The sequence below is a fragment of the Telluria sp. ZB4P37 genome, assembly GCF_059685855.1.
In genome coordinates this window covers 1-4,010 of the sequence record NZ_JCASID010000032.1, presented here as the reverse complement: position 1 = coordinate 4,010, position 4,010 = coordinate 1, and the positions used below count along the sequence as shown (strand labels likewise).

The 4,010-nt window shown below is 57.9% G+C and carries 1 protein-coding gene; it reads right to left on the bottom strand.

Features of this window, described 5'->3' with window-relative positions; all coding sequences use genetic code 11:
* Positions 1 to 1,343: 1,343 nt before the first annotated feature.
* Positions 1,344 to 3,191 (bottom strand): DUF7933 domain-containing protein, encoded by a 1,848-nt coding sequence (locus tag AC56K1_RS22875; protein ID WP_497160070.1) that lies wholly within the window; start codon positions 3,189 to 3,191, stop codon positions 1,344 to 1,346.
* Between the last annotated feature and the right edge of the window lie 819 nt (positions 3,192 to 4,010).

The window sequence follows — 4,010 nt, the reverse complement described above, 5'->3', positions numbered from 1 at the left end:
TTCGGTACTGCCTTGCTGCACTCGACGAAGCGTTGTGTTCGTCAGCAGCAGAGAAGAGAGAGTATGCGGCGTTTTGCGTTTCTCGTCAACCCCTTCGTTTCCTTCGCTGTCGCTGCCGTGAAGCTGCGTGTGCGTCGGAGGAGCAGAACTATAGCAAAGCGGCGGCGCGGCCGCAAGGGCTCATTGAAGGAAATCGACTGGACAACGAATGTTGTCACCTTCTCTTTGGCGTGGGCCGCGCGGTGTCGATAGGCGGTGAGAGGAGTGCCGGCGCAGATGGCACTCAGTACGGGCGCTGCGAGCGGGACGCTGGTGCTGCTGTCGGGTCTATGGTTTCTTCTTCCTCGCAAGTCGCTCCCACCGTGCCATGTTCACGGTCGAAGCACGTCAGCTGCAGGACGCAACATGCTTTTTTGAACTGGGCTGCGCTCACTGACCAGACGTTCCGATATCGGAGCCAACATACGGTGTGATTGTTGCCCAGCCATGCGACGTACCAGCGGCTACGGCGCATTGGGTTAAAGCGAAAGTATCAGCGCGTCACCTACCGGGTCGCGGTATCGCACAGCTTGGAACCCCGGCCGGAGACGGCCAGGCAGGAAGCCTCGGTTTTTCGGTCGAGGCTTTTTTGTTTCTCATGGATTCCGACAACGCGGTCTCAGTCCTGGGGAAGAAGTCGCTGTCGCGGTAGTCGTCGATTACAGGTTTTTCATTACCTGATGCGGTCGTTGATTCCCTCGAGCTGGCCGATACGCATGACCAGCCCGCAGTCCATTGCAACGGCCTCAATGCTTGAGCAGAGCCATCACCGCCCGTACTGCTGTGCCGCAAGCATAGCATCACGCGCACGGTGGCCGGGCCGGAACCCGTGGCTGTGCTTACTAGAGGTGGAATCGATCAGCGCTTGCATGCGCAATAGTATCTATTGCGTTTAACAGTTGGTTATGGTGGGCATCCCAATTCGTGCTTGCTTACGTCCGGCTCCGAAATGCCGGCGCGCCGTACCGGCATGAGTTCGCTCCTGCCTTTTATCTGTTGCTGCCTTGACGACACGCGCTTGGCGGCTCCTTGCCCGCCCGACCTGCTCGATCTGCTCGATCTGCTCGGCAGCGCCTTGTATCCTATTCTTGTTTACAGCTCGCAGTTTCGATCCGTGCAACGTCGCACATGATGCCCCACGTTCGCTCATCTTTACGCAGTTGCGCTTCACTCGCTCAGTGTGGTCAGCGCGCGGAAATTACAGCTGCAGGAGTGCCCCCATGCTGGGCGCACCAAAGAGAATGCCGCTCAGTCTGAGCTGAGCGGCATGACGGTGCAACGCGTGCCAGTTTGCGTGTCAGCGATCAGTGATACGACTTGGTAACGAACAGCGTGGCGGTAGCTTCATACTGATTGCTGCCGGTTGTGGTCCGCAAGGCACCCGGCTTGAGCTTGTTCACGTAGGTGCCCTTGGAATGCGAGGTCACCTTGACCGTTACCTTGCACGAACCCTTTGCATGAATAGTGCCTTTGTTCAAGGTTACCGTCGAGCCGCCATTCGGCGCCGTCACCGTTCCGTGGCAAGTGGTGGTGGCGCCGCCATGGCCCGCAATCCGCAGCCTGTAGGGCAGCGTGTCAACAAGCGGTGCGGTCAGGGTGGTGGCCACTGTGCCAGGGTTAATCAACGTGATGGTCAGTACCGAAACTTGGCCTCCCTTGATGGTGGAGGGGCTGAACGACTTCTTCACGATCGGCGGAATTTGTTTCTTGGTGACTGTCAAGGTTGCTACCGCGGGCGCGGTATTGCTGCCGTTTGTCGTCTGTAAAGTGCCAGCGCGCAAGGTGTTGGTAAAGTACCCTGCCGCATTTGCAGTCACCCGAACCGTTACTGTGCAGGAACCGTTGGCAGGAATTATTCCCCCGTTCAATGTCACCGTCGATCCACCGGGAGTGGCTGCCACGCTCCCACCGCAAGTGGAGGCCGCATTGGCCGGCGAGGCAACGACTACACCGGCGGGCAAGGTGTCGACGAGCGGCGCCGTAAGGATGGCTGGAAGGATGCCGGTGTTGCTCAACGTGATGGTGAGCGTTGAGAATCCACGCGTGGTAATGCTCGCCGGGCCGAATGCTTTGCCTAGCGTCACCGAGGATGGCGGCGTTACCGGGGTCACCGTGAGGGTCGCAGTAGCCGGGCCGGTATTGCTTCCGTTGGTGGTTTGCAACGAGCCGGCGGCCACGGTGTTGATATATGCTCCACCGGCAGCCGCAGTCACGTTGACACTCACCGTGCATGAGCCATTCGCGGGGATCGCGCCTCCAGTCAACGTCACCGACGAGGCCGAGGTCGTCACTGCCCCGCCGCAGGTGGTTGCGGCGGCAGGCGCCGCCGCAACCGTGACGCCGGTGGGCAAGTTGTCGGTAAACGGCGCGGTCAGGGCGGCTGGCGCACCACCAGTGTTGCTCAGAGTGAGGGTTAGGGTGGACGTTCCACCGGCGGCGATGGTTGCAGGGGTAAAGGCTTTGCTCACCGAGACGGACGCGGCCACACATACCGTCGGGGTGACAATGTTCGAATCGAGCGTCACGGAACCATTTTGCGCCAGGGCCCTGCCTGCAAGGGTAGCGTTGGTGGTCAATGTAATGCTCGTAAGCGCAAGAATGTTTCCTGCGAAGGTCGTGCCGGTACCGATAGTGGCAGAGCTGCCCACCTGCCAGAACACGTTGCAGGCCTGGGCTCCATTAACGAACACCACGGACGCGTTGCTTCCGGTAATTAGGGTGCTCCCGGTCTTGAAAATAAACACGGCATTCGGGTCGCCCTGCCCATCAAGCGTCAGCGTGCCACTCAGCGACGCTGACGACGCGAAGCAGTAGACACCCGGGACCAGCGTCATGCCCGCGAGATCAGTTGGCACACCAAACGTTGTGGTGCACGCTTGACTCGCAAGGTTGTTGTAGGCAGTCGCGGTGTCCGCCTGGGCGCTTTGTGCGACCGCATCGGCGGCGTGTATCGCCCCGATCACGATCCCAGGTGGAAAGCCCGTGACCGCGGTGCCCGGGAAAACGCCCAGGTCTCCGTTAAGGATGGTCGGACCGGTGTTCGTGACTGTCTGCCCGCCCAGCACTGCAAAACTTCCGGCGGTACCTAACGACGGTGCCACTTGAGCAAATGCCGGATTAAATGGAACCGCAATAAGCAGCACGATCAGCATGAGTAGTGCTAATAGTCTTCCTGAAATCCAAATACACGTGCCTAGTCGGGCTTTCGTTCCGGGTGTTGTGTCGGGCTCCCGGGATCTTCCGGGGTCGGGAGCGAATTCGTTAAAATCGCGTTTTAGTAATGCATGCATGATGTTCTCCATTCCTGACCGAAAACGCCCCGCGAACTGCCCGTGGCAGGAGCCAGAGCGTGATAGCCCTTAGGGCAACAGCCAACAATTGATTGGCCTCGCCGAAAGAAGCTGGGAAAAAGAATTACTTTCGTTTGCTAACTTTTCGGCTCCGCTTTCGTCACCTCCTTCCTGTTAATTTTTGGATTGCCAACGGTTATGTCTATGCTATTCAGAAAAGGATCGCGACGATTTAAAAAGTGGCTCTTTGGCTCGATCCAAACGCAAGGCGCTAATTCACGATAAGCCTTGTACACGCCCTGCAGTTGAGCTTCCTCAGATGTATTGAGAGCGTAAAGAACGGACCCACCTCGGAGAAATTTATTTTCGAAATTCAGTCGAGTTATTTCGGGATTGCTTGCAGCGGATAGCCTGAGTGATGATTCCAACCTACAAAGCAAAAACCCCCACCAGGGCAAGGATCCGCATTGCGGATTCTTGCCCTGGTGGGGTTGTAGACGCAAAAAAGCCCGCTAGGTGAGGATCCACGTGTGGATCCTCACGGCGGGCTATGCATTGCACAAAGCAAAAAACCCCACCAGGATCACCTGGTGGGGTTTTGCTTATAACTAGCCTGACGATAACCTACTTTCACACTGGTTGCAGCACTATCATCGGCGCAAAGTCGTTTCACGGTCCTGT